The organism is Microcoleus sp. Pol12B4, from assembly GCF_036701385.1.
Lineage (GTDB): Bacteria > Cyanobacteriota > Cyanobacteriia > Cyanobacteriales > Microcoleaceae > Microcoleus.
This window is the reverse complement of record NZ_JAUBQR010000404.1, coordinates 1-2,349: the sequence shown is the minus strand read 5'-3', so window position 1 is coordinate 2,349 and position 2,349 is coordinate 1. Positions and strand designations below refer to the sequence as shown.

Here is a 2,349-nt window from a genome sequence, read left to right as displayed (position 1 = left end):
GGGCGGTTGGAAGCGCAGATGAAGGCGGCGGCTAAGAAGTTGGAGTTTGAGGAGGCGGGTAAATTGCGCGATCGGATTAAGCATTTGCGGGATAAGCTATTGGGACATTAAGCTTTTTGTCAGAGAATTGAGGGGGGTTTTTAACCGCAGATGCACGCAGATAAACGCTGATGAATTGCTGAAGTCTGCGACTTGGCCGAGTTTTTGCAGGAAAAACAGGAAAAAGTGCGATCGTATTAAGCATTTAGGTGAAGTGCGATCGCCCTTTACCATTGTCCTATTTTTTGGATGGGAAGGGCGATCGTACTTTCTATGAGATTCGTAGTCGGTATGCTGCATATTCGCGATCACGCCCCGAGGAGGTAATGCCGTTAATTTTGCGCGGACATCCGGCATCTCCGGCTTCTTCGGCAAAAGTCAAAAAAAGTTTTGTTACATCGCTATATTTGAACACATCGTCAAGTTGATAGCTTAATCTTGTACTTCTTCGGCTTCATTGAAAATATCCTCATCATCTTCAATTTCCTCAGATTCTTCTTCGTGTTCATCAGAAGAGTCAAGCAAATCTCGAACTTCAGCAAAGAAGTCATCTGATTCAGAAGATATCTCTATCTGCTCCTCAATAAATTCAACTTCAGGTAATATCACATGAAAATCTTTTCTCCAAACTGAAATCTGAGTTTCATTCCAGTTAACCTCATTACCTACATCTTCTTTTGTACGTTTTATCAAGTCTCTCACACCCTCAGAGGAATTATACAATATCATTTTGATAAGCTCTATACAACTCTCAGCTCCATGACCTTTAGTTATCATGTTTAGTTTTGCATTGGGCTGCACTAGAACATGAAACCAATGAGATTGATTCCTGTTAAAAAATCCCTCTTTATCCATTTTAGTAATACTATCCGAAATAGCGTTAAGAGTTTCTGGAATACGGTGCTCTGGGCCTATCCTAAACAAGAACCTTGAAACAGCGGCAAAAAGAATTTTTTGTCCAAAAATACTATACAAAATACTCCCCTCTCGTAGTTTTTTTATACTTGCTTTTTGCTCTGCCTTTAATTGAGGTTGTTCCGGTTGAATAGGAATCTTTATACCTACATGGTTAACTTGTGATACCCAATCCTTAAATGGCTGAAGCTCAGTAAAAAACCACTTAAACAATGCTTTTGTGCCTATTTTAAGCAGTTTAGGATGAGATTCATAATAATCATCCAGAGCTTTATTACGCTCAACTGGTGAATTCAAGGATTTCTTTAAAATTTCCTTCTGATAATCTCTCAATAGTTCAATAGTACATTGGCTAACCAAATCTAAAGTCGTCAAGTAAGGTTCGGATTGGGTCAAGCTTGTTGATGTAGAAGACCATCTAATGAATCTCTCTTCAAGCACTCTTTCCTCTAAAAGCTTTCTAGGAATAAATGCTGATATTTTACTGTCATCAAGCAATAATTGAGTTTGTTTATCGAGGGATTTCGCAGTCTTGTTTATAACTGTAAAAATATTGCGAGTTGCTTTGATTATCTCATCTCTTACAGTTTCGCTTTCATCTGAAAAACCCACCCTGCCCAGATTACCGAAAACTAGATAAACGACTGGTATGTCAAAGGTTTCCGTACAACTGAAGTTTTCCTTTATTTGTTGAGGGTTTAAAGGATCTTTTCCAGTATGAGCTTTCCAATATCTCTTTAATGAAAGAAGTCTATGTTGACCATCAATTACAATTCTGGCTACGTTCTTGTATAGCTTTAAATTGACCCATTTTTCGACAGTTTTGCCCTGACTCTTAACTTCAGAGAAGTCCCAAAACTCTCTTTGGTCATTCGAGTTCGGCAAAAGTACAACTACAATTGAATTGAAAAACCGAATTCCGCCCTGGGCTAGGTAGGAAAATATTTCTGTATTCGCTCTGTTTTCGTCTAGTTTTCTCTGAACGCGTTCAGAGAAGCTCCAACTATTTTGAATCTCATCAGCAAATTGAATATTTTCAACTGCATCACTTTGATCTAGAGTTGTTATGAAATACCTAACCTCACCAAACTTACCACTGATGGCCTTATATTCTATCGTCTCCGGAGACTGATCATCTAATTCCATTCTTTAACTCCTTTGTGTATTAAATTTAGGTTGACATAGTTGAATTAATAGACTTTCCAACTCTCTTGAAATATTTTTGGGGCAAGGTATAGAGACGAATAAAAATTCATCAGGGGGTCTTGAGTTTCCGTACTTTGAGAAAAAGCCATCCTCTCGATCCAAATGTTGGATAAATCGTAATTGCTCAACTAGGGGAAAAAAGGGAGCCATCAGTAGAGAGAGCTTGTTGAATAGATTGATAAGCAGTTA

At 38.2% G+C, this 2,349-nt stretch carries 3 protein-coding genes; 1 reads left to right on the top strand and 2 read right to left on the bottom strand.

What is annotated here, in order from left to right:
• Window positions 1-111, top strand: a 111-nt coding sequence (locus tag QUA38_RS28565) for a UvrB/UvrC motif-containing protein (RefSeq protein WP_333167822.1), incomplete at its 5' end; no start/stop codon positions are given.
• Here the strand turns inward: QUA38_RS28565 and QUA38_RS28560 are convergent.
• Window positions 97-396: a hypothetical protein gene (locus tag QUA38_RS28560; protein WP_333167820.1), complete on the bottom strand. Its 300-nt coding sequence runs from the start codon at window positions 394-396 to the stop codon at window positions 97-99. The genes QUA38_RS28565 and QUA38_RS28560 overlap by 15 nt on opposite strands.
• Before the next feature lie 75 nt (window positions 397-471).
• Complete coding sequence (locus QUA38_RS28555; RefSeq protein ID WP_333167817.1) at window positions 472-2,100, bottom strand: DGQHR domain-containing protein; 1,629 nt, start codon at window positions 2,098-2,100, stop codon at window positions 472-474.
• Between the last annotated feature and the right edge of the window lie 249 nt (window positions 2,101-2,349).